The following is a 22,046-nucleotide window of genomic DNA, read 5'->3' on the forward strand; positions in this document are numbered from 1 at the left end:
ATCGGTAACTAGAGAAGATCCTGAACTCTGCTATTCTTCTTTCAGACAATGATCTGATTCCCAAGTGGTTGCATGTCGATTTCCCGCCTGCCGTCATTTTTGCAGGCCCGCATAGAGTGACTTGATCTTCCGTCAGGCAAACCCCCATAACGGCAAGCGACTGTCGCCTGATCAGGAGGCCACACCGCGAAGGGGTCTTTGGCAGGAAATCAGATGAAGACCACGACCAATGGTTGCATGATCAGCTTTATCAGTATAAATTTTTATGATTTTTAGTAGGTTATACTAATCCACATGCAGGCTTCCAGGACCAATTTCCCCTACAGCCAAAACACCTCAGAAAGAAATCACCCAAGCCTTAAGGACCCGGAGGCCCGTGCAATATGGCATCTGAACCAGTAATAGAAATCGAGCAATTTCTCAAACCCATATCAGAAGACAGCCCAGCAGGACCCGACCTGCGGGAAAACAGCGACAAAGACTATTCTGCGGTCAAAACTGCCCGCCGCAAAATTGTCTCGCTGGCTAAAGCAGCCAGATTTGACCCCAACGTAGAATCAGAACTTCTGGAACAATGGCGGGAAATCCGGCGTCTGGGGCCCACCATCCTGAAGAAAGGTGCCAAAGATCTGGAAGTCGCTGCATGGCTGACAGAGGCATTACTGAAACTCAACGGCTTTGTTGGGCTACGCGATGGATTTCAACTCATCAAAGAGCTGGTGGACAATTTCTGGGACGACATGCACCCCCAGCCTGACGAAGATGGCATGGAAACCCGAGTCTACCCCCTGATTTCACTGAACGGTGAAGACGGAACGGGAACGCTTATTCTGCCAATAAAGAATGCCCCTCTGTTTCCGGACAACGACCCCCAGATCAGCCTGACATCCCACGGAAGACTGCAGGAAGCCATGCAGATCAACGACCTGGATGAAAGAGCGGCCAAAATACAGGATCTTGGACTCAGCGAAGAAGTGGTTCATCAGCAGGTCAATATGGTGGACCCGGTCTCAGCAGAGAACTATATTGCGGATATCGACGCCACAATGACAATCTGGGCCGAGCTGGCCGAAGTGGTTGACCAGAAGTGCCGGGATGCCGACGCCAGCGACGTGACCTTGCCGGTCAGCGGCATCAGAAATGCACTGGAAGAAGTGAAAGACCTTTACAGGCAACTGCTTAGAAGTAAACTAGCCAGTCAGGATCCGGATCAGGAAGCAAACGAAGAGACTACCACCCCTAATTCAGGAGCTGCTGTGATGGCGCACACCGGCGGAACGGCAGTTGCCACCGGCCCGATCAGGAACAGGGAGGATGCCATTAACCACTTACTGGTCATCGCAAACTTTTTCCGCACAACGGAACCCCACTCTCCTTTATGCGGAGCCATTGAAAGAACAGCTAACTGGGCCAAACTCTCTCTGCAGGACCTTTTGAGAGAGTTAATACCTGACGAGGGCGCCCGAATGCACTATGCTCTTATGACTGGAATACAGATTGGTGAGGACGCCACTCCAGTGGGTCAATTGGCACAAACAGCCAAACCGACAGCACCGGCTCCAACGCCATCTGCTTCGCCACAGGAATCATCCGGCGAATCCGGGTGGGGCTCAGACAGTGATCCGCATAGTGGATTCTAAAGCTGATGACCAAAATATCAGATTTAACTAAGATTTCCGGAGTTTTTAGTCTGCATTGAGGGATTCCTGAAACTTTTAACGCATTTAACGGGTACTTATGCCAATAGCACCCTAACCTTGGTGTTGCTGGAGGCATACAATAATGAACCCAGCTCGTATCCAACGATCACTATACAGAGGGGAGGCAGAAATGTCTGACAGCCTACAGGACAAATTGAATCGGGTGCGCAAACCTCGCGTACATATTACTTATGATGTAGAAACCGGCGGTGCCGAAGTTAAAAAGGAACTTCCTTTTGTCGTTGGCGTCATGGGTGATTACTCCGGTGACAATCAAGCTGCAAAGAAATCACTGAAAGAACGCAAGTTCGTCAATATTGACCGTGACAACTTTAATGAGATCATGGAAAAGGTCGCCCCTACTCTTGACCTGAAAGTCAAAGACGAAACTTCCGATGATCCAGACAAGCAAGTTGCCGTCAATCTTGAGTTCAACTCGATTGAGGATTTTGAACCACAGAATCTGGTAAAACAGGTCCCTGCATTGAACGAACTACTGGAAGCGCGCAACCGTCTGCGTGACCTGCTGAGCAAGGCAGACCGCTCCGAAGAGCTGGAAGGCCTGCTTGAAAAAGTACTATCAGATGCCGACAAAATGGCAGTATTGAGTAAAGAAGTAGAAGAACGCAGCCCGAAACAAGAAGATGATGGAGGAGACGCCTGATGAGCGATGCAGAATTAGAAAGCCAAGGAGCAGCCGGAGAAGAGGAAGCCGGCAGTTTGTTGGATATGGCGATTACCGCCACTAAACAGACTGCTCCCGAACAGGCACAGGACTTGATTGCCAACCTGGCCAAGCAGGCCGGCGCTGGCATGGTGACATGGGATCGCAACCTGACCGTCACCATTAACAAAGCTATTCAACAAATTGATGAGCTGATGTCAAAACAACTGGCTTCCATCATGCACGATGAGAAGTTCCAGAAACTGGAAGGCTCCTGGCGTGGCATGCATCACTTGGTCATGAACTCCGAAACCAGCGCCAGCCTGAAAATTCGCATGCTGAACATCAGCAAGCGCGAGCTTTACAAAGATCTGGATAAAGCAGTTGAATTCGACCAAAGCCAGATTTTCAAGAAAGTTTACGAAGCAGAGTTCGGTACTGCCGGTGGTGAGCCCTATGGCACCCTGATCGGGGACTTCGAATTCTCCAACCATCCGGAAGATATCGAGCTGCTCCAGAACATGGCAGGCGTCAGTGCTGCAGGCTTCTGCCCATTCATCTCTGCTGCAGGCTCACAGATGTTCGGCTTTGACGATTTCACCGAACTTTCGACGCCCAGGGATCTTGAGAAAATCTTTGAAACTCAGGAATACATTCCCTGGAGAAGTTTCAGAGATTCCGAAGACTCTCGCTTTGTCACTCTGGTAATGCCTCGTGTTCTTTCCCGTATGCCTTACGGCATGAACGGCAAGTCTGTCGAAGAGTTCAACTACGAAGAGCTGCCAATTGATCCCAAGACTGGTAAATCTGCCAAAGTGGAACACGACCAGTTCACCTGGATGAATGCCGCTTATGTCATGGGTACCACCCTGACTCAGGCCTTCGCTCAGCACGGCTGGTGTGTCGCAATCCGCGGCGCTGAAAACGGCGGTAAAGTGACCGGCCTGCCTTCTCACCTGTTCGTCAGCGATGATGGTGACGTTGATCAGAAATGCCCAACAGAAGTTGGCATTACTGAGCGTCGCGAGTTTGAACTCTCCAAGCAAGGCTTCCTGCCGTTGCTGCACTACAAGAACACAGACTACGCGGTCTTCTTCGGCTCACAAACTGCACAGAAGCCGAAGAAATATGACAAAGCCGACGCTACTGCGAATGCTGCGATCTCTGCTCGTCTGCCTTACATCATGGCAACCTCTCGGATCGCCCACTACCTGAAAGTCATGGCGCGCGACAAGATCGGCTCCTTCATGGAAGCCCAGGATGCTGAGCGCTGGCTGAACAACTGGATCAATACGTACACCAACAGCAATCCAGACGCCAGCCCGGAAATGAAAGCGAAGTTCCCTCTGGCAGAAGCCAAAGTGGAAGTAAAAGAAAACCCAGAAGCTCCTGGTTCTTACAGTGCCGTTGCGCACCTGAGACCATGGCTGCAGATGGAAGAACTGACTTCCTCCCTGCGCCTGGTAGCAGAAATTCCCAAAGGCGGCTGATTTCTGTTATTTACAGGAGTCGGCAATCCACTGGATTGTCGACTCTTTGCTTTTCTGAACTCACCATACTGAAATTTTGATATATGCTGATTGTATGCAGGCAAATGCAAAGCCATCCAAGCCCAAGACCACATCAATGACAGGGCAGGATTTTTCTGCTTCTGAATTGCGTCGCCTGAAAAAAATTCTCAGCCTGATCCAACTTCCGCAGGCACTGATACAACGATATTCCGGAGAAGGTACCCAGATTCCTCTGGACCCGGATCTCCTGACGCTCTGGCTGCAGCGTGCGGTCGCACAGATAGATCAACTCATTATCCGACAGCTGAACCACATCATTCATCATCGAAAGTACCAGGACATCGAACGCGCCTGGAGAAGCCTTTTTGACCTCGTGTCCTTTTCCACCGGCCGCAAAATGGTCAAGGTCCGGGTATTGGATATCTCCTGGGCAGAGATCACCAAGGACGTCAACCGAGCCATCGAATTCGACCAAAGTCAGCTGTTCCAAAAAATCTACAGTGAAGAATACGACAAGCCCGGGGGTGAGCCCTATGGGGTGGTTATCGCGGATTTTGAGGTTTCCCATAAGCCCTACGAAGGTCACCGGTTCAACGACATCCCTACACTGGAACACTTGTCAGAGATCGCTGCTGCCGCTTTCTCACCAATCCTCGTCAACGCTGCCCCACAGCTGTTTGAAATGGAAAACTTTGAGCGAATGGGTTACCCCATCAATCTCAAGCAGCTATTTGCCGAGTCGGACTATATTGAATGGAATCGACTGCGCGAGCACCCGGACACCCGCTTCCTTGGCATCACCCTTCCCAGGGTTCTGATGCGCAGCCCCTATGAACTGACAGTCACGCCTCATGGCGGCATTATGTTCTCTGAACGGGAAGCACTGGCCACCGAAAGCAACTACTTATGGGGTTATGCCAATTTCGCGTTGGCAAAAGTATTGGTCCGGGAATTTACCGACGTCGGCTGGTTCTCACACATCCGCGGACTGTTGCGGGACCATCAGGCAGGCGGCACAGTGGACAGCATGATTGTTGACAGTTTTGATACTGACGCCAAAAACATTGCCTACAAACCGGTTGTGGAATGCGTATTTTCAGATGAAAGAGAGCGAGCACTGAGCGAACTGGGATTTATTGCCTTATGTCAGTGTTACGACGTTCCGATGGGCGTGTTCTACAGCACTCCCACAATACACAACCCAAAACAGTACCAGGACAAGCGCGCCACCACCAACGCCCGTTTGTCTTCCCTGCTTCAACATGTACTTTGTGGCTCCCGTTTTGCCCACTATATCAAAGTCATGACACGGGATATGATAGGGTCGGTACGACGTGCGGAAGAATGCCAACGGCAATTGCAGTCCTGGCTTTCCCAATACGTTACCTCCCAAGAGGATTCCGACTGGTACCTACAGGCCCGTCACCCGTTAAGAGAAGCGTCCGTCACCGTAAAGGAAATCCCGGACAAACCAGGATCCTTTGCTACAGCGATCTACCTGCGGCCTCATTATCAGGCGGACAGATTGGTCTCTGAGCTGCACCTGACAACCGAAGTGACAGCGGCCAACTGATCGCCGCCTCCCGTTTAATGGACGAATTGAGATGATGTCATGGCGAAACTGACCCAAAGCCAGAAGTTGCGACCTTCAATCCTCGACCGCCTGATCGACGATCGCCCGGACCTCAAGACCGAGCCGGAAAAGAATCGGCATCAGGTACTGAACGAACTGAGAGAATCGGTCCGCCGAGATCTTGAGGATTTGCTGAACACCCGCTCTCGCGCCATTTCAGCACCGGAGAATATGCACGAACTGGATATATCCCTGATCAATTACGGCCTGCCGGACTTACATACAATCAACTTTCTGAGTCCGGAAGGTAAAGATGAATTCTGTCGCACTATTGAACAGCACATTGCCATGTTTGAACCCCGATTCAAATCAGTCCGGGTCATTACCCAGGACGAACAATGGAGTGAAGACACCAGTCTGAGATTCCGTATCGAAGCCATACTTTACGCAGAACCCGCACCTGAAGAGGTGACTTTCGATTCCTCCCTGGAACCTATTTCCGCAATCGTTAATGTGCAGGAGGCCCGCTGATGAGTGACGATCTACTGCCGTTTTACGAAAAGGAACTGGCCTTCCTGCGCCAATCCGGCGCAGAATTTGGTCGCATCCATCCGAAGATTGCCGGCCGCCTGCGAATGTCAGGCGACGTGGTTGAAGACCCACATGTCAGCCGATTGCTGGAAGGTGTCGCCTACCTAAATTCACGCATACAGTATCGCCTTGATGACGATTTCTCCGAACTGTCAGACGCGCTTCTGGATCAACTTTACCCTCACTACCTGCGCCCGATTCCATCAATGACGGTGGTTCAGTTCAAACCTGCAAAGGACCTGGACGCACCGCTAAAAGTCAAACGTCATGCCCGCCTGGAAAGCGAACCCTTTCAGGGCCGGGTATGTAGTTTTATGACCGGCTATGAGCTGGATATACTTCCGGTTGCGGTCACCCAGGCAGCCCTGAAAGAACGCCCATTCGTCACCCCTGGCTCCCAACGAGTCGAACGCGCAACGTCGGTCATCCATGTGCGCCTGGAAGGTTTTACTGAAGACATCGACTGGGCAGAGCTGGGCACTGACAAACTGCGTTTCTTTTTGCGTGGCCAGTCCCATTATGCTTACGCACTTTACGAATTGTTGCTGAACCATTGTGTCCAGGTTGTCATGACCAAAGGACCGGATGACACAGAACCTAGACTACTGGGCACCCAGTGCATTCAGCCGGTAGGGTTTGCCGAGGACGAAGCGCTGCTTCCCTGCCCCAACCAGTCCTTTCCAGGCTATCGGTTACTGACAGAGTACATGGTATTCCCCGAGAAGTTTCTATTCCTTGATATCGAAGGCCTGAAACCCTACCTGGAGGAAGGCTTTGGCTCCACACTGGAATTCTATTTTTATCTGGACCGCTCACACACGGAACTGGAACGAAATCTGAGTGCAGATAATTTCGCGCTTGGATGCACCCCAATCATCAATCTGTTTAAGCACCGGGCTGAACCCATCAGCCTGGAACACGAACAGTACAGCTACACGATCATCCCGGATGCACGCTACCCTGACAACTTTGAGACCTACTCCATTGAACAGGTGCAGGGGCTGACTGGCGACGGCAAGAAAAAGAACTACCGCCCCTTTTACGGACTGACTCACTTTGATATCAATCGGGAAACCCAGCATTTCTGGCATGCCCAACGCTATCCGAAAGTTGGCGGGGAGCTGGGCAATGAACCCGGCAGTGAAATGGAAATCTCGCTGATTGACCTGAATTTTTCTCCGGCAGATCTTAGCGATGAAACCCTCTCTCTGGATCTTTTCTGCTTTAACAGAAACACTCCGGAAAAACTTCCCTTCGGGGGCGGCCAGCCTCAGTTCAAGTGCCTCGACATTGGTGTCACACTGGAGGGGGTTCACACCCTGACCCACCTGACGCCCACCATTCGCCCACCGCTGAGAGACGGCGCTCGCTGGCGACTGGTTTCTCATCTGGCATTGAACTATCTGTCACTGGACAGTCCAAATGCCATCGACGTACTGAAAGAGCTGTTATCGCTGTACGACTTCCAGGACAGCGCAGCTTCAAGAGCTCTGATAGCAGCCCTGGTAAAAGTTCAGACCAATCCAATTACCGCGCCCGTTACACTCAGCGGTAAAACAACAGTCTGTCGCGGAGTGGAAATAGAAGTCACTTTTGATGAAACCCTGATGTCGGGCAACAGTACATTTCTGTTTGCTTCGATACTGGAAAGGTTTTTTGCCCTATACTGTTCTATCAACACCTTTACCCGGCTTGTTGCGAGAGTGAAAGGACGACAGGATATACTGAAGAAATGGCCGCCCCGGATCGGAAATCAACCTCTAATTTAGAACAGAACAACCAACTGATTAAGCGGATACTGCGCGCACCATGGCGCTATGATTTCTTTCAGTTGGTTCGCCTGCTGGAACACTACCGCGATGGCGAACCTGCCAAGCAGGCTCCACTGGGAAGTTACTACCCCCCCAAACAGGAGCCGCTACGGTTCTCCATGAACCCAAGTATGTCTTTCGAAGCCAAACCGGTGGAGAAAGTCTCCCGGGGCAAGGAAAATGTCCTGGCACATCGACAACAGTGGGATGTGCACGTCAATTTCTGGGGACTGGTAGGCTCTAGAGGGATTCTCCCTTTCCATTACCGGGAATTAGTTCTACAGCGGGTGCGTCACAAAGACTCCTCGATGAAGCATTTCTTCGATATGTTGGATCACCGGACGCTTACCCTCTATTACAGGGCCTGGAAAAAGTACCGAATTCCACTGCTTTTTGAAGCCAATCAACGCCTGGACCCCAAGTACAACCGGGACCGACATGCTGAACTATTGAAGGGGCTGCTTGGGATAGCGTCCAAGAAAAATGCCAAGTTCTACGAGTTCGAGGGATCTGAGCTAAATACCAGCGGCCTGATGAGTCGTCGGGTCTGCTCACCTGCTGCTCTGGAAAAAGCCATTGCGCATCATTTTGGCCTAAAAGTCAGAATTCTTCCCTTCCGGGGACAATGGCAACTGATGCCGGAAGACGTCAGAACCAAGCTTGGGGACTTTCGCCTTGGAGCCCGCAACCATGTTCTCGGGGAGCAGGCAATTCTCGGAGAACGGACCTGGGCAATTCAAAACCGCTTTACAGTTCAGTTTGAAGATATTGACTACGACAACTTTCTGAACCTGCTTTCAGGCACCCAAATGCTCGGTTCCATGTATGGCCTGATTCGAACAATGTCCGGGGTTGCACTAGACTTTGACTTAGCCCTTCAGGTGAAACAACGCAAGCTTCCGACCAGTCGACTGGCCTTCAAGGCCACGCCACCATTGTTGGGCTGGAACACCAGGCTGCAGGGCGATGATCCTGATGACAATTATATTGACGTTGCCGTTTCCCGGCATGCCATGCAAAGAACACTTGAGAGTGGCAAAGAATTGAAAACAGTCGTCAGTGGAAACTGACACCAAATGAACCGAACCGGTTAACAGTCGGGTTAAAGGAATATTCATTAGAACAACGCTTTATCCAGAAACCGACAATGCATACAGGTGTATCCTGACTGAAATGGATACACCTGTGACAGTTGCATCTACCGATCAGTATGAATTAAGAAAATGAAAAAGGCTTCGCTATGATCGAATTGAATCTCCGTCAATTGATTAGCCCCACAACCACTGTTGTGCGAAAGGCGCTGGAAGACGGCCTGCGCCTGGCCCAACAGGAACGCCACAGCGCCCTGGAAGTTGAGCACGTACTGCTGAAAATTCTTGAGCAGAGCGACAGTGACCTGGACCGCACCTTTGAACAGCTGGGGGTGGATCTTGGCAGAGTCAGCAAAGATCTGGCCCAGGCCGTAGGTCACTTTCACCGGGACAACCCTCGGGATATGGTGCCGTTTGCCCCCAGCCTGGTAGATGCCTTAAAAGTCGGCTGGCTGATTGCCTCAGTTGAAATGGGGGTTAACTTTATCAGTTCTGCACACCTGTTTGCCGCCATCATGGCTCATGACACCATGCGCACCCAATTGATGCATTCGGTGAAAAGCCTGAAGGATGTGCCTCTGGAGAAAATCCCTACGGTCGTAAAGGCGGTCACTGGACAATCTTCCGAGAGCCGAGCCTATTTCAAGTCCGGCGGCGGGGCCGCTGCAGGTGGACCGGAAGCCCCCCCTTCCGCAGGCGGCGCTCTGCAGAAGTACACCATTAATTTGACTGAACGAGCTCGCAACAACGAAATTGACCCAGTACTGGGCCGTGACGCCGAAATCCGTCAGTGTATTGATATCCTGACCCGTCGCCGCCAAAACAACCCGATTCTGACCGGTGAAGCAGGGGTTGGTAAAACAGCCGTTGTAGAAGGTCTGGCACTGCGTATTGCTGAGGAAGATGTCCCTGATCCTCTGAAAGGTGTTGCAATCCACGTACTCGACCTTGGTCTCCTTCAGGCTGGAGCAAGCATGAAGGGCGAATTTGAAGAGCGCCTCAAGTCTGTTATCGAAGAGGTAAAAGCCTCCCCTACTCCCATTATCACCTTCATTGACGAAGCTCACACTCTGATCGGTGCCGGCGGCAAGGAAGGCCAGGGCGACGCAGCCAACCTTCTGAAACCTGCGCTGGCTCGTGGTGAGTTGCGAACCATTGCCGCAACGACCTGGGCTGAGTACAAGAAATACTTCGAACGCGACCCGGCCCTGACCCGCCGCTTCCAGGTCGTCAAGGTGGAAGAGCCCTCGGAATCCGTTGCCATCGACATGCTCCGTGGCATCTCCAAAACACTGGCAGTCCACCACAATGTCCGCATTTCTGACGACGCCATCATGCAGGCCGTAAAACTGTCGGCCCGCTATATTCCTGCCCGCCAGCTACCGGATAAAGCTGTCAGCCTCCTGGATACAGCCTGCGCGCGGGTTTCCCTGAGCCAGAGCGCAACACCGTCTCTGATTGAAGACACCCGTCGCCGCATCCAGCAGATTGATACCAACCTGGAACTGATTGCCCAGGAAAACGTCTCTACTGGCGCCTACCAGGATGCTCTGGACGAACTCCGTGCAGAACGGCTGGCACTTGAAGAATCGCTGGGACTGCAGGAAACCCAATGGGCTGCAGAGAAAGACCTGATAGGCAAAATTCTGGAGGTCCGCAACAAACTCGAGCTTGACTATCAGGCCAAGAGAGATGAGCCCGAATCAGAAGATGCACTACCGGAAGAAACCGTAGTTGAGCTGCAGACTGAATTCAAGACGCTGGTGGAACAACTCATCGGCGCTCAGGGCGAGCAGCCTCTGATGCTGCCACACGTAGATGGACAGGCAGTTGCAGAGGTGGTTGCCAACTGGACCGGCATCCCCGTCGGCAAAATGATGGGAGATGAGATTAACGGCATCCTGAATCTGAAACAGCAGTTGGAAACAAGAGTTATCGGCCAGTCTCACGCTCTGGAAGCCATTGCCCAGGCGATCCGCACATCAAGAGCGGGCCTGACTGATCCACGTAAACCCATCGGCGTGTTTATGATGGTCGGTTCATCCGGTGTCGGTAAAACCGAAACTGCCTTGGCACTGGCAGACATTTTATTTGGCGGGGAACAGAACCTGACCGTTATCAACATGTCGGAATTCAAGGAAGAGCATAAGGTCTCCATGCTACTGGGCTCTCCTCCCGGTTATGTGGGCTATGGTGAAGGTGGCGTACTGACGGAAGCCGCCCGTCGCAAACCCTACTCTGTCATCCTGCTGGATGAAATGGAGAAAGCACACCCAGGTGTTCAGGACGTGTTCTACAGCCTGTTTGACAAAGGCACCATCAAAGATGGCGAAGGCCGTGATATCGACTTCAAAAATACCGTCATTATCATGACCTCCAATGCCGGTGAAGAGGCCATTCGCGCAATCTGCGCCCAATCAGAGGAAAAACCAGACCCGGAAGTCTTGCTGGACAGCATGCGTCCGGAACTTTTGAAACACTTCAAGCCGGCATTTCTGGGTCGTACCAACGTCATTACCTACTTCCCACTGGATGACGACAACCTGATCAAAATTTGCCATATCAATATGAACCGTATCGAGAAACGAGTTCGCGAGCATTACGGTGCAGACTTCTCGTACTCTGAAGACGTACTGGTGAATATTGTGGCCAGATCCCAGGAAGTGGATACCGGCGCGCGAAACATCGAGCATATCCTTAACCGGACTGTACTGCCTGAGCTTTCAACAGAATGCCTGAGCAGACAAGCAAATGGTGAGCACATCGAGCACATCCATATCGGTGCCAATGAAGACGGCAGCTTCACTTACCTATTCAACGCTGAGGCGCGCGCTGCAGCAACAACCTGAGCGTCAGGTTCTTAGTATCTCAAAAGGGTGCCGTGGCACCCTTTTTTGTTTTCGTCCCACCACAATCGACCGACTGCCCCAGTTGCCGGAATTTTGACATCCATCGTCAAACATTCCACTTCAAACTTTCTTGAGCATTTTTTTAGCTTAAATATCAATCACTTTTATACCTTGGTACAAGCTTTGCTGATCAAAGTCCTGAACCTGTCGCCACAGAATGGAACATCGTTATGGACCCGATCAACATTACTCGAAAAGAGCTCCACGTATTGTTCTTCAGCTTGCTGCTGGTACCGTTATTTTTTTTTGGCAGCGGCATTTTTGTTGGAAATTATATCTCTGGTACACCTCCCCAACATCTAACCGAACAAGATCTTCAGACCGGGATGGATGAAACGACCGAACGGGGTCAGCCCCCAACTAACCAGGTCACCGTTCAGGAAGAAGGTGTAGACCTTTCATTACCGACAATTGATCAATTACCAATCGCCGATAAAGAACTCATTCTCCGAGAGAAACCAGAAACCGGCGAAGAACCACTTACCACTGAAATTCAGGTCGCCACCGAAAATCAGGCCGCCCCTGCCGGGATTATCACCGTGGAAGAAGTGGCATCCGGCACAGAAGCCAGCAGAAAAACGACAGACACCAGCAACGCCTACAAAAGTCAGTTGCTCGCTGGCGCCAAACCTCAGCTTACTATGCAGCCTGCTGAAAAGAGTCCTGATGAGAGCTCCTATGAGAGCAACAAGGAACCGACTACAGACACCGCGACGGCTTTTCCGCAGTTTGCCGCTCAGGTAGGCCTCTTTACAGAAAAAGCCCGGGCTGATCGCTGGAAGTCCACCCTGGATCCACGCTTTACTTATACAGTGCTACCAAAACCCGATAGCGATAAAACCCGGTATTCCGTAGTCATCGGGCCTTATCTGTCAAAAGCGGAAGCCCGCATTATGGTCGACAGGTATAAGCTGGTGACGGAGAACGACGCTTTCGTCGTGAAACTTCTCAAAGATGTAAAGCCACAGGTGGCTGGGCTTTGATCCATTGAGGAGTGCATTCAGAGCGCAAAAAATAGTGCTTATTGGTCAAATTGGCTGGTGGAATTCAGGCAGATTTATCAATCTGGGCCCCACTGGCCATTAACACCACACTCCTTTCCAATCCTGCGTCACGATGGCACTCCCCCCGGTGAAATTCATCACTTTCGATAATGTAGAACAGATCCCGGCGTCGGGGATAACGCACAAATATGAATTTATCCCATCGATCAGCCAACACCCCTTCTTCTCCGCCCACCAAAAAGCATAGCGGCTTACCTCCATATACCGGAAAGGCACCTCGACGCAGCAATTCAAACCCTGCTGCTCTGGCATAAAGATCATATGCTTTCTGCCCACTAACCTGCTTTTTCAGACTACCATTATTCTCATAACGCGCCACTGAGCGGTATTTATTGAGATTAAACACATAAAGAGATTCGTCGGCATTTTGCTCCCTGGCAACTTCCATTTGGTGCTGATCCGGCCATACAGCCGTGTCATCGGCCTTCCAGCTATTCCCGGGTTCCCCCTGATCCTGACAGCCTTTAAAAAAACGCACCAGCCATGAAACAAACCGCACCATCACAAAAGTGGCAGCCGGTTCCGGCAATATGGCCAGCACATTAAGCTCTCTGCAAGCTGACTGCAAATCAGGCCCAAGTGCCGACATAAAAGACATTGCAGCTTCAGGTAACGGGTATTCGAATATCAGCACCTCATCAATCACCATTCCCTCACGAGGCGCCGGATCCACCTTCACACGATACAACCCCTTTGCACCTGGCTGCGAATAAGCGGCTCTCAACCACGCCTGATACAAAGAGACGTTTTCGAGTCGAATATGAAAGATCAACGCCACCTTATGCTACCCCGACGCAGCAAACAGCGCATCCGCAGCTTTCACTAAATCCATTTATTACTCCCGCTCACTCCTATCCATCGTTTGACTTGCATTGGAGGCTACCATAAAACCTGAATGTTACCATCGACTTAGGCTTGTATTCTTCAATGATTGCCATCCGGTTCTGCGATAGGGTATTCTGCCCGGGCTCTTCTAGAGCTGAACATTTACCACTTATTCTCAGGGCAGGGTGAAATTCCCTACCGGCGGTATATCCTTTTGGGTGAGCCCGCGAGCGCCTGTTTTTGACAGGGACAGCAGATCCGGTGAGATGCCGGAGCCGACGGTTACAGTCCGGATGGGAGAGGATAAGGCCTCTTGTTGCCCGTGCATCAGCACGTGCATTTGTACGCCTATTGGCCTGCCTGATATGGCCGGCATCCCTGCGCCCTGATTCTGGAAACTCAATCAGGAGACACCATGAATCAGCAATCAACCTCACTCCTAACACCTTTTGGAGATCCGTTAACCCGCGTCGAAAACGCCTTAAATGCGATCCGAAACGGACAGGGAGTTTTATTGGTCGATGATGAAGACCGAGAAAATGAAGGCGATCTGATCTTCGCCGCTGAAACTTTAACCGAACCCCAAATGGCCATGCTCATTCGCGAGTGCAGCGGCATAGTTTGCCTTTGCCTGACGGATGACGTGATACGACGCCTGCAGCTTCCGATGATGGTGAGCCAGAACTCCAGCAAAAATGGCACGGCTTTTACAGTCTCCATTGAAGCCAAACATGGTGTAACCACAGGCGTCTCAGCCGCGGACCGCATCACCACGATTCGCACGGCCATTGCCGAATGCAGCCGACCTGAAGATCTGGCTCATCCGGGCCACGTATTTCCCCTCCGTGCTCAACCCGGCGGAGTTTTATCACGCCGCGGGCACACGGAAGGAACGGTGGATTTGATGCGTCTGGCGGGAATGCAACCGACTGGTGTGCTTTGTGAGCTGACCAATCCAGACGGCACCATGTCCCGCCTGCCGGAAATCGTGGAATTTGCCGAAAGACATCAAATGCCTGTACTGACAATTGAGGATCTGGTCAGATACCGTGAAGACACTTTAGGCCAGACAGGCTGACCACACTTCTGGGCATTTGCCGGCCGCAAAAGCGGTTTATCCCTGACAGCAATCACCGGCAAGTGCCCCCTCTCCTTTTCCGCCTGTACACTTTATTCCCTCCAACCCGACTCTATTGACCCTTACCACAAACACCACATTTTTCAGCGGGGAATTTTCTGCATCTTCTGTTGTCCAAATCGCTACATCAACATTTTGGAGATAGATTATGGACAGGCGACTTTTTCTTGGGGGAGCTGTAGCCACAACCGTCGCATTTGCCCTGGGCAGGCACAGCATGGCAGCTTCAGAAGAAACCGAGAGCACAACAGCGGACTTTCCCGCAATAAATAAAACCAAATCGGAATGGAAAGCGTTGCTGACAGAACAGGAATACGCAGTACTGTTTGAGGAAGCCACAGAACGCCCCTGGACCAGCCCTTTAAACAAAGAAAAGCGTGACGGAACCTATATCTGTGCAGCCTGCTATCTACCCCTATTCCATTCAGACACAAAATATGACAGCGGCACCGGCTGGCCAAGCTTTTATCAGGCCATCCCCGGCCATACAGGGACTTCCCGGGACTGGAAGCTATTAATACCCCGAACGGAATACCATTGTGCCCGTTGCGGCGGCCACCAGGGGCACGTCTTCAACGACGGACCCAAACCCACAGGTCAACGCTGGTGTAATAACGGCGTGGCCCTGAAGTTTATTCCTTCTTCTGGAGAATTACCGGAGTTACGTGCATGAACCTGACAAAGCTTTTCTCAACTGTCGCAACAGTTCTTTTACTAGTGACAGTGACAGCAACCGCCACCCAGGCAGAAGAAACCGCAGAAGCGATATTCGCCAGCGGCTGTTTCTGGTGTACCGAATCCGATTTTGAAAAAGTCCCGGGCGTCACTGGCGCAGTATCCGGATATATTGGCGGACATCAGGACAACCCAAGCTACAACCAGGTATCTGCAGGCGTAACCGGACATGCGGAAGCAGTAAAAGTCTCTTACGACCCAGAAATCGTAACCTATGAAGAACTGCTAAAAGTGTACTGGCATTCGGTTGACCCGCTGGCTGAAAACCGGCAATTCTGCGACAGCGGCAGCCAGTACCGTTCAGCGATCTTTTATCTCAACGACCAGCAAAAGACGCTTGCCGAAACCAGTAAACAAACTTTGGCGAACAGCGGACTCTTAGACGGCCCGATAAAGACGGAAATAACCGCGGCAAGCAGATTTTGGGACGCTGAGGGATACCACCAGGATTACTACAAGAAAAACCCAATCCGCTACAAACTTTATCGCTACGGGTGTGGTCGTGATGCCCGCCTGGAGGAGCTTTGGGGGGATCAGGCTGGCTGGACGCCCGGACACTAGTCGAAACCAGCGATGATCAAACAACCGCTGTTGCAGTGGATATACCCGGTCTGGACAGGCGGGCAAGGCGATCATTTAAAAACGCTCGAGCCCGTCCGTCTTGACCGCTGATCCTATCGAATTATTCCCGCGCAGCGTCCATGACAGCGGATAGCCTCTTACGCAACAGCAACAGTACAATCAAGCTGGGAATAATCATCAGGGTGGTGATAACAAAGAAGACCGCCCAATTTCCATCAAGCCCATCTACCAACACACCGCTATAGGCGGCTAGAAGCGTTCTTCCCAGTGTTCCCAGAGAAGCCATTAATGCATATTGTGCAGCCGTAAACGCTCTGTCACACATCACAGAGAGGAAGGCGACAAATGCCACTGTTGACCAAGCGGATGTAAACCCATCAACAATCACAGCCATCAATAGCAGATCCGTTGAAGGCCCCACCATCGCGATCCAGGCAAACATCAGATTACTTGCCGCCATAGCGATACCGCCAACCATCAATCCACGGAACAACCCGAAGCGAATATTCACCATGCTCCCCAAAATGGAAAAGAGAATGGTGACCCACCAACTGGTCGCTTTGGAATACAGGCCGATATCCTCGTTGGTAAACCCTATCTCCTTGTAGAATACGATAGACATTCGCCCCAGAAAGGCTTCTCCGATCTTAAACAGGAAGATAAACAACAGAATCGACACAGCAAGCTTCACACCATTGCGGCGAAAGAATTCAGCCAGAGGCTCCAGGAACGTGGAAAACAGCCACCCCAATGTCTTGTGATGCCAGTAGAGATGACCAACAACACCGGCCGTACCATTAGCACTCAAATCCCTTTCCCATTGCGCCAATGTACGCAACACAAATGACAGGGCGGTAATTTCCATAAGGATAACAAGCCAGACCGAATAAGCCGGCGGGTCCGCAACACCCGGCATGCCCAGTATCGCCCAAACACCAAGCATGACAGCCAACCCTAACAATCCCACCAGCATAATACTGGCGGTTTCACTGCGCTGGCTCAACATGGCCAGATATCGATTCTGAGCTTTCCTATGTGCTTGTTCCCTCGAGCTTTGAGGCTCCAGAGACATCAGCGTGTTGAGCATTAGCAGAACCATGACCGCGGCCATAAACAGATAACAGTCTGCCCAACTAATTACATCTCCCACCAAGAGGAATGGTACCGCTCCCAACCCGGCAAACCCGGTCCACCACCCGGCCGTTGTAATGGCAGAAGCGGCAGACATTCGACGTCCGTCTCCCTCCGGCATAACATCAATACGATAGGCGTCTATTGCGATATCCTGGGTTGCCGCAGAAAATGCCAGCGCCAAGGCAATACTCTTCGCCAAGGCAAGCTGGGTAACCACATCCACCTGAGACATCATCACGCAAGAGCCCGCCACTAACGCCTGCATGACCAGTATCCAGCTACGCCGCTGCCCCAGCACCCTGGAAATAACCGGCAGACGCACCCGATCCACAATTGACGACCACATGAAGTTCAGCGAATAGGCCACGGACACCACACCGAAAAAGCCGATCTCTGACCGGCTAAAGCCTGATTCGGTCAACCATGCGGATATTGCCGACCCGATCATTACCCAGGGAAATCCACTTGAAATACCGAACAGAAAAATTGTGAGGAGACGTTTGTCCTTGTATAGACGAAGACTGTCACGCCAACTGGCAGACTCAGACAATGTTAAGACCTTAATTCAGAAGGTGGAGAGTTATACCTGGAGAGAGCCACCCCAGGCCGATAAACCACCGGAGGCGATGAGCAATACCAGGTGAAGCGCCCCTGGAGACAACGGTGATTCCAAGGTTGATCATCCGCCGCCCGGCTCAGGGCGACGGACATGTATTAGTCCCGAAAGTTGTTAAACTGCAAAGCCAGCTCAATACTTTCATCACCACGCAACAGCTGCATGACTTCCTGTAAATCGTCCCGCTTTTTACCGGTGACTCGGACCTGGTCTCCCTGAATAGACGCCTGGACTTTAATTTTACTTTCCTTGATCTTTTTCACCATATCCTTGGCCGCCTTCTGATCTATCCCTTCCTTCAAAGGATAACTGCGTTTAACCAGCTTTCCGGATTTAGTATCGCTTGGCTCCCCCAGCGTACGGAGATCCACTTTGCGTTTTGACATGGTGGTGGTAAGCATCATAAACATCTGTTCCAGCTGAAAATCCTGCTCTGCCTCCAGATCGACAGACTTTTCAGACAATTCAAAGGATGCCTCCACGCCCCGGAAATCATATCGGGTCTCCAGTTCACGATTAGCCTGATCTACCGCGTTGGTCAGTTCGTGGCGGTCGAATTCAGAAACAATATCAAATGAGGGCATGTTCTCTCCTGAGGATTTATCTTGTGTTCCAGGGCTGATTGACGTTCTATTAGACCCTGAAGCCAAAAGTTTTTGATTAACGAAATTCTGCGACAACGGGCAACTGTAAAACAGTTACAAATTTTATCAAACTCATTATTTTCGCCGAATGGCGCATAGAAAAAAAACCACAATTCGTTATGATTGCCTTTCTGGAAGTCAGGCCTCGCTTTTTGGCATTGTTTGCCGGGCAGTATGTAAGAGCAAATTTGAGGCAACCAAGGGACGGTATCCAGCCACAGACCTGACTTGATGAAGTTAAAAAGCCCGAATGCTCAATGCCAGGAAGATCGAATAACCATATATTGGACCGGATTTATATACGCATGCCCAATTTAGACCTCTCCATACTTGTCGTGGATGACGCCAAGTTCAGCAGCGCCATCATTACGAAAACCATACGAAATTCCGGCTACCGGGACATCCGCATTGCCAACAATGCGGCGTCCGCTATTACCATGCTGGAACAACGGCCTGTCAGCGTTCTGATTGCCGACTGGCTGATGCCTGAAATGGACGGCTTGGAACTGGCCGAAAAAGTGCGCCAGCTTGATGAGGCCAGCAATCATTTTACCTACATTATCCTGCTGACCGCCAAAGAAGGCGTGGAAGCACTGGCTGAAGCGTTTGATCGAGGCGTGGATGACTTTGTCAACAAATCTGAAATGAACAAACAGCTTCTGCCCCGCATATTTGCGGCAGATCGCATCTCTGACATGCAAAACACCCTGCTGGTCGCCAACAAACTGCTCATGGACAACAATAAGGAACTGGAAGATCGCAACGTACTGGATCTTTCGACCGGCCTTGGCAACCAGCGGCTGGCCCATGACCGGCTGGAAGATATGCTGCGGCAAACAGAATCCCGAGGCGGGGCCACCAGCTATGTACTCATCGGCATTCGCAACTGGCAAACAATTCGCAAGCAGTACAACCCTGCAATAGTGGAAGAGGTCGCCAACGGCGTAGCCCGCCGCCTGCGTCATCTCACCCGTCCTTTGGATACCGTTTGCCGTATTTCTGAAAACCAACTGGCGATCATCAGTCATTTCAACTCACTGGATCAATGCACCAGCACCTGCTTCCGACGCATCCACGATGGCATCAACCATAAAGCGTTCAAGACAACCGCAGGCTTTATCTCCGTTCAGGCAGGCACCAGTATCGTGGGAATTGACGGCAGCGTGGCTATGCCGAAGGCACAGGACGTAGAGAGAGTCGCATTAAAACAGCTCCAGTATGCTTATGACACCGGCACCATATCGATTTGTCACTGGCCGGAAGCAACTCTCGAAGCACAAAAATCCGAGTGAGCGTTCAGTAACCTCAGGAAGCTCTGTATTGCTACCCCTAGAAACCCCTGCAATAACACAAAGAGTTTCCTGATCGTTACAAAACACCACAACAGCTTACCCAAACACAACTGAATATCCCGTCGCGCCCTCCTAAACTTCTCATAGTGGATTTGAGTAGTATCCCCACTTATAGCAAGGGGGGTCTGAGTAGTACCCCCTTGCTTCTTTTAGTGGTCACTCGCAGTTTCCTTGCCTTTTGTTTCATTTCCATTCTCTTATCAGAGTTTCGGGGTGGCGTAGTTTGCTGCCCCATTTGTTTATTGACCTTCTAAAACTCCCCCACCCCACAATTCCTTTTCATCTGCCGATGAATGACTTCAATTGATGCACTTTTAAAAAATCCTAATTGCCCCATAGAACTGTCAGCGTGTTGCACTAGCCAACAAACCAACTCGGACTGCTTGTGCAATTTTTCATCATCACAGAAGCTATGACGAGCATTATCAAGTGGCTCCAATACATTGAATGCTGGCATTGCACTGTGTGTGAGAAGGTCAAATTGATGGCAAATCGGATGAACCGTAATCCGAACACTCTGGACCTAACATCGTTTTAATAGAACGTCCAAATGTTTAGAATCAGATTAGCGGAAATCATCAGGGGCACAGGCATGGCAGTAAAGCGAAGTCCGAATAGATGGTCCAACCAATTAACCAATGGATCTTCTTGCAACAGGTGGAGTATCCATAGATGTTAAATTAGCAATAATATGAACCTCATTCTCGAAAAGACGGACCAAGTAGAGTTTTACACATTTATGGAGCAGGTGTTTACTGCTCTTAAAATTGCCTGTGAAGAATTTGATTGGTATTTAAGTGATATTGAAACAAATGGATATAATATCCCTGAAGGCTGGATTTCTGGAAAAGAGCTTAGGCGCATTCTTGAAGGAAATGAAATTCAATTCATCTGGTCTGTGTTCAGCGCTTTTAAAGTCGGTACTAGATTTGAAGTAGCTGAAGACCCAGTGGTGCATGATAATCCGACGTATTGGGACGGCTCTAATCCCGCACCTCAACTTAGTGGCGCAGTGTTTGAAGTGGCAAGCTGGGATAGCAGCGCTACTATCCTAATCGGACTGGACCAGAACTTAGCACAGAACTACCGAGCTGCCTTCTCCGATGCGAAGGAGCTTCGAAATGTTTCGACCAAAAGAGTTAACAAGTAAGGGCATGCAACAAAAAAACACTCACAGCTTAAAGCGTTATAACTATGGATATCGAGAAAAAATCTAAAGACGTTGCTCAGATCTATTTCATCTTTTCTTTTTTACATGTGGGAATTGCATGCGTTATCGCCTGGAACATTATTAAATACTCAAAAAACATAGACGAGGTTATATCCGCGCTGCGAGAAGTTGCAGGCGTAGGTGTGTCGCTGTTTATACTTCTCGCTTTAACCATTGTGCTTGATGTTCTTTCAAGAAAGTTCAAATATCTAAGCCGTAGGGCTAGAAGTGCAACATTTGGCGCTTCGGCTGTTTTAGGCCTGTTTATAGTGTCCAATACTCTGTCGGGTTTTTGGGGGCTATATCATGAGGGAGTTCCAGATTGGCATCAATGGCCCTATTTTTTATCCCCTACTTTTATTTCAGTATCATATTTGTACGCAGCATTCGTCTTGTTCCAGCTCCGAAAAGCCATGATAAGTCAAGCAAGCGGGACCGCCTAGATGGCGCGGCACCTTCCTTCGGCTTTATGTTTAAGAAAGGAAATTGAGTAATGCTTATTGAAATATTGAAAGGGACTCTCTTTTAGGTATTTACCTAAAAGAGAGTTAAATGAAAAGAGAATATTGACGTGGCCAACTTGAAGTGGTGCGACTACATTTTAGTTCCGGGATTTCAAATTGTGAGAATAACTAAAGAAGAAGACAATCCTGTTTCGGTGAAGGTAAAGAATGAGTATGGATTAGTTTTGGTTGGCACCAATGTTCTTATCGTGAGCGGCCTTCTGATATTTGTCGCAATCCCTTATGTGAAAAAACACGGCGTATTTCCAGCTTAACAAGAACAGGCAAGTGAATTAACTAAAACGGTAGTAAATGATTGCTCTGAATGGAAAGTTTGGAGCAAAGTTGGATAAATTTAATTGGTTAGGAAAGTCTGTGGGGAGACCTGTTTCA

19 protein-coding genes and 1 riboswitch are annotated in these 22,046 nt (G+C 50.4%); of the genes, 16 read left to right on the forward strand and 3 right to left on the reverse strand.

The window, feature by feature from the left end; translation table 11 throughout:
* Positions 1 to 383 precede the first annotated feature (383 nt).
* The 9 genes from tssA to F566_RS0123930 all read left to right on the forward strand — a co-directional run bounded on the left by tssA (position 384) and on the right by F566_RS0123930 (position 12,833).
* Positions 384 to 1,640: a type VI secretion system protein TssA gene (gene tssA / locus F566_RS0123890; protein ID WP_020409557.1), complete on the forward strand. Its 1,257-nt coding sequence runs from the start codon at positions 384 to 386 to the stop codon at positions 1,638 to 1,640.
* A gap of 190 nt (positions 1,641 to 1,830) precedes the next feature.
* On the forward strand, positions 1,831 to 2,364 hold the full coding sequence (gene tssB, locus F566_RS0123895; protein WP_020409558.1) for a type VI secretion system contractile sheath small subunit: 534 nt from the start codon (positions 1,831 to 1,833) through the stop codon (positions 2,362 to 2,364).
* Positions 2,364 to 3,854 (forward strand): type VI secretion system contractile sheath large subunit, encoded by a 1,491-nt coding sequence (gene tssC, locus F566_RS0123900; RefSeq protein ID WP_020409559.1) that lies wholly within the window; start codon positions 2,364 to 2,366, stop codon positions 3,852 to 3,854. The genes tssB and tssC (F566_RS0123900) overlap by 1 nt, the downstream gene beginning before the upstream one ends.
* 94 nt (positions 3,855 to 3,948) lie before the next feature.
* Entirely contained in the window at positions 3,949 to 5,448 is a 1,500-nt protein-coding gene (gene tssC, locus F566_RS0123905) for a type VI secretion system contractile sheath large subunit (protein ID WP_020409560.1), read from the forward strand.
* Between the two features lie 39 nt (positions 5,449 to 5,487).
* Positions 5,488 to 5,979, forward strand: coding sequence for a type VI secretion system baseplate subunit TssE (tssE, locus tag F566_RS0123910; RefSeq protein WP_020409561.1), 492 nt, complete (start codon positions 5,488 to 5,490; stop codon positions 5,977 to 5,979).
* Complete coding sequence (gene tssF, locus F566_RS0123915) at positions 5,979 to 7,808, forward strand: type VI secretion system baseplate subunit TssF (RefSeq protein WP_020409562.1); 1,830 nt, start codon at positions 5,979 to 5,981, stop codon at positions 7,806 to 7,808. Before tssE ends, tssF begins: the two co-directional genes overlap by 1 nt.
* On the forward strand, positions 7,772 to 8,920 hold the full coding sequence (tssG, locus tag F566_RS0123920; protein ID WP_020409563.1) for a type VI secretion system baseplate subunit TssG: 1,149 nt from the start codon (positions 7,772 to 7,774) through the stop codon (positions 8,918 to 8,920). Before tssF ends, tssG begins: the two co-directional genes overlap by 37 nt.
* 170 nt (positions 8,921 to 9,090) lie before the next feature.
* Positions 9,091 to 11,790 carry a type VI secretion system ATPase TssH gene (gene tssH, locus F566_RS0123925; RefSeq protein ID WP_020409564.1) on the forward strand — a complete coding sequence of 900 codons (2,700 nt, stop codon included), beginning with the start codon at positions 9,091 to 9,093 and terminating at the stop codon, positions 11,788 to 11,790.
* Between the two features lie 230 nt (positions 11,791 to 12,020).
* Positions 12,021 to 12,833 (forward strand): SPOR domain-containing protein, encoded by an 813-nt coding sequence (locus tag F566_RS0123930; protein WP_020409565.1) that lies wholly within the window; start codon positions 12,021 to 12,023, stop codon positions 12,831 to 12,833.
* Positions 12,834 to 12,897: 64 nt separating this feature from the next.
* Here the strand turns inward: F566_RS0123930 and F566_RS34995 are convergent, their stop codons facing one another.
* Positions 12,898 to 13,692: a hypothetical protein gene (locus tag F566_RS34995; RefSeq protein ID WP_051085421.1), complete on the reverse strand. Its 795-nt coding sequence runs from the start codon at positions 13,690 to 13,692 to the stop codon at positions 12,898 to 12,900.
* A 214-nt stretch (positions 13,693 to 13,906) separates the two neighbouring features.
* Positions 13,907 to 14,048: riboswitch (FMN riboswitch) on the forward strand.
* A gap of 106 nt (positions 14,049 to 14,154) precedes the next feature.
* Here F566_RS34995 and ribB point away from each other — a divergent pair.
* From ribB to msrA, 3 genes are all read left to right on the forward strand, one after another.
* A complete protein-coding gene (gene ribB, locus F566_RS0123940; RefSeq protein WP_020409568.1) occupies positions 14,155 to 14,817 on the forward strand; it encodes a 3,4-dihydroxy-2-butanone-4-phosphate synthase in 663 nt (220 codons plus the stop codon).
* A 208-nt stretch (positions 14,818 to 15,025) separates the two neighbouring features.
* Complete coding sequence (msrB, locus tag F566_RS0123945) at positions 15,026 to 15,550, forward strand: peptide-methionine (R)-S-oxide reductase MsrB (protein WP_033416801.1); 525 nt, start codon at positions 15,026 to 15,028, stop codon at positions 15,548 to 15,550.
* Positions 15,547 to 16,173, forward strand: coding sequence for a peptide-methionine (S)-S-oxide reductase MsrA (msrA, locus tag F566_RS0123950; protein ID WP_020409571.1), 627 nt, complete (start codon positions 15,547 to 15,549; stop codon positions 16,171 to 16,173). Before msrB ends, msrA begins: the two co-directional genes overlap by 4 nt.
* Positions 16,174 to 16,294: 121 nt before the next feature.
* On the opposite strand, the gene F566_RS0123955 is transcribed toward msrA, so the two are convergent.
* Both F566_RS0123955 and F566_RS0123960 read right to left on the reverse strand, forming a co-directional pair.
* Positions 16,295 to 17,878 (reverse strand): AmpG family muropeptide MFS transporter, encoded by a 1,584-nt coding sequence (locus F566_RS0123955; protein WP_020409572.1) that lies wholly within the window; start codon positions 17,876 to 17,878, stop codon positions 16,295 to 16,297.
* 164 nt (positions 17,879 to 18,042) lie between these two features.
* A complete protein-coding gene (locus tag F566_RS0123960) occupies positions 18,043 to 18,528 on the reverse strand; it encodes a YajQ family cyclic di-GMP-binding protein (RefSeq protein ID WP_020409573.1) in 486 nt (161 codons plus the stop codon).
* A gap of 365 nt (positions 18,529 to 18,893) precedes the next feature.
* Here F566_RS0123960 and F566_RS0123965 point away from each other — a divergent pair, with 365 nt between their 5' ends.
* From F566_RS0123965 to F566_RS0123980, 4 genes are all read left to right on the forward strand, one after another.
* Positions 18,894 to 19,880 carry a GGDEF domain-containing response regulator gene (locus tag F566_RS0123965; protein WP_020409574.1) on the forward strand — a complete coding sequence of 329 codons (987 nt, stop codon included), beginning with the start codon at positions 18,894 to 18,896 and terminating at the stop codon, positions 19,878 to 19,880.
* A gap of 751 nt (positions 19,881 to 20,631) precedes the next feature.
* A complete protein-coding gene (locus F566_RS0123970) occupies positions 20,632 to 21,090 on the forward strand; it encodes a hypothetical protein (protein ID WP_020409575.1) in 459 nt (152 codons plus the stop codon).
* Positions 21,091 to 21,134: 44 nt separating this feature from the next.
* Positions 21,135 to 21,593, forward strand: coding sequence for a hypothetical protein (locus F566_RS0123975; protein ID WP_020409576.1), 459 nt, complete (start codon positions 21,135 to 21,137; stop codon positions 21,591 to 21,593).
* Positions 21,594 to 21,721: 128 nt separating this feature from the next.
* Positions 21,722 to 21,928, forward strand: a complete 207-nt coding sequence (locus F566_RS0123980; protein WP_020409577.1) for a hypothetical protein — start codon at positions 21,722 to 21,724, stop codon at positions 21,926 to 21,928.
* Positions 21,929 to 22,046: the final 118 nt, after the last annotated feature.

Source organism: Hahella ganghwensis DSM 17046 (genome assembly GCF_000376785.1).
Lineage (GTDB): Bacteria > Pseudomonadota > Gammaproteobacteria > Pseudomonadales > Oleiphilaceae > Hahella > Hahella ganghwensis.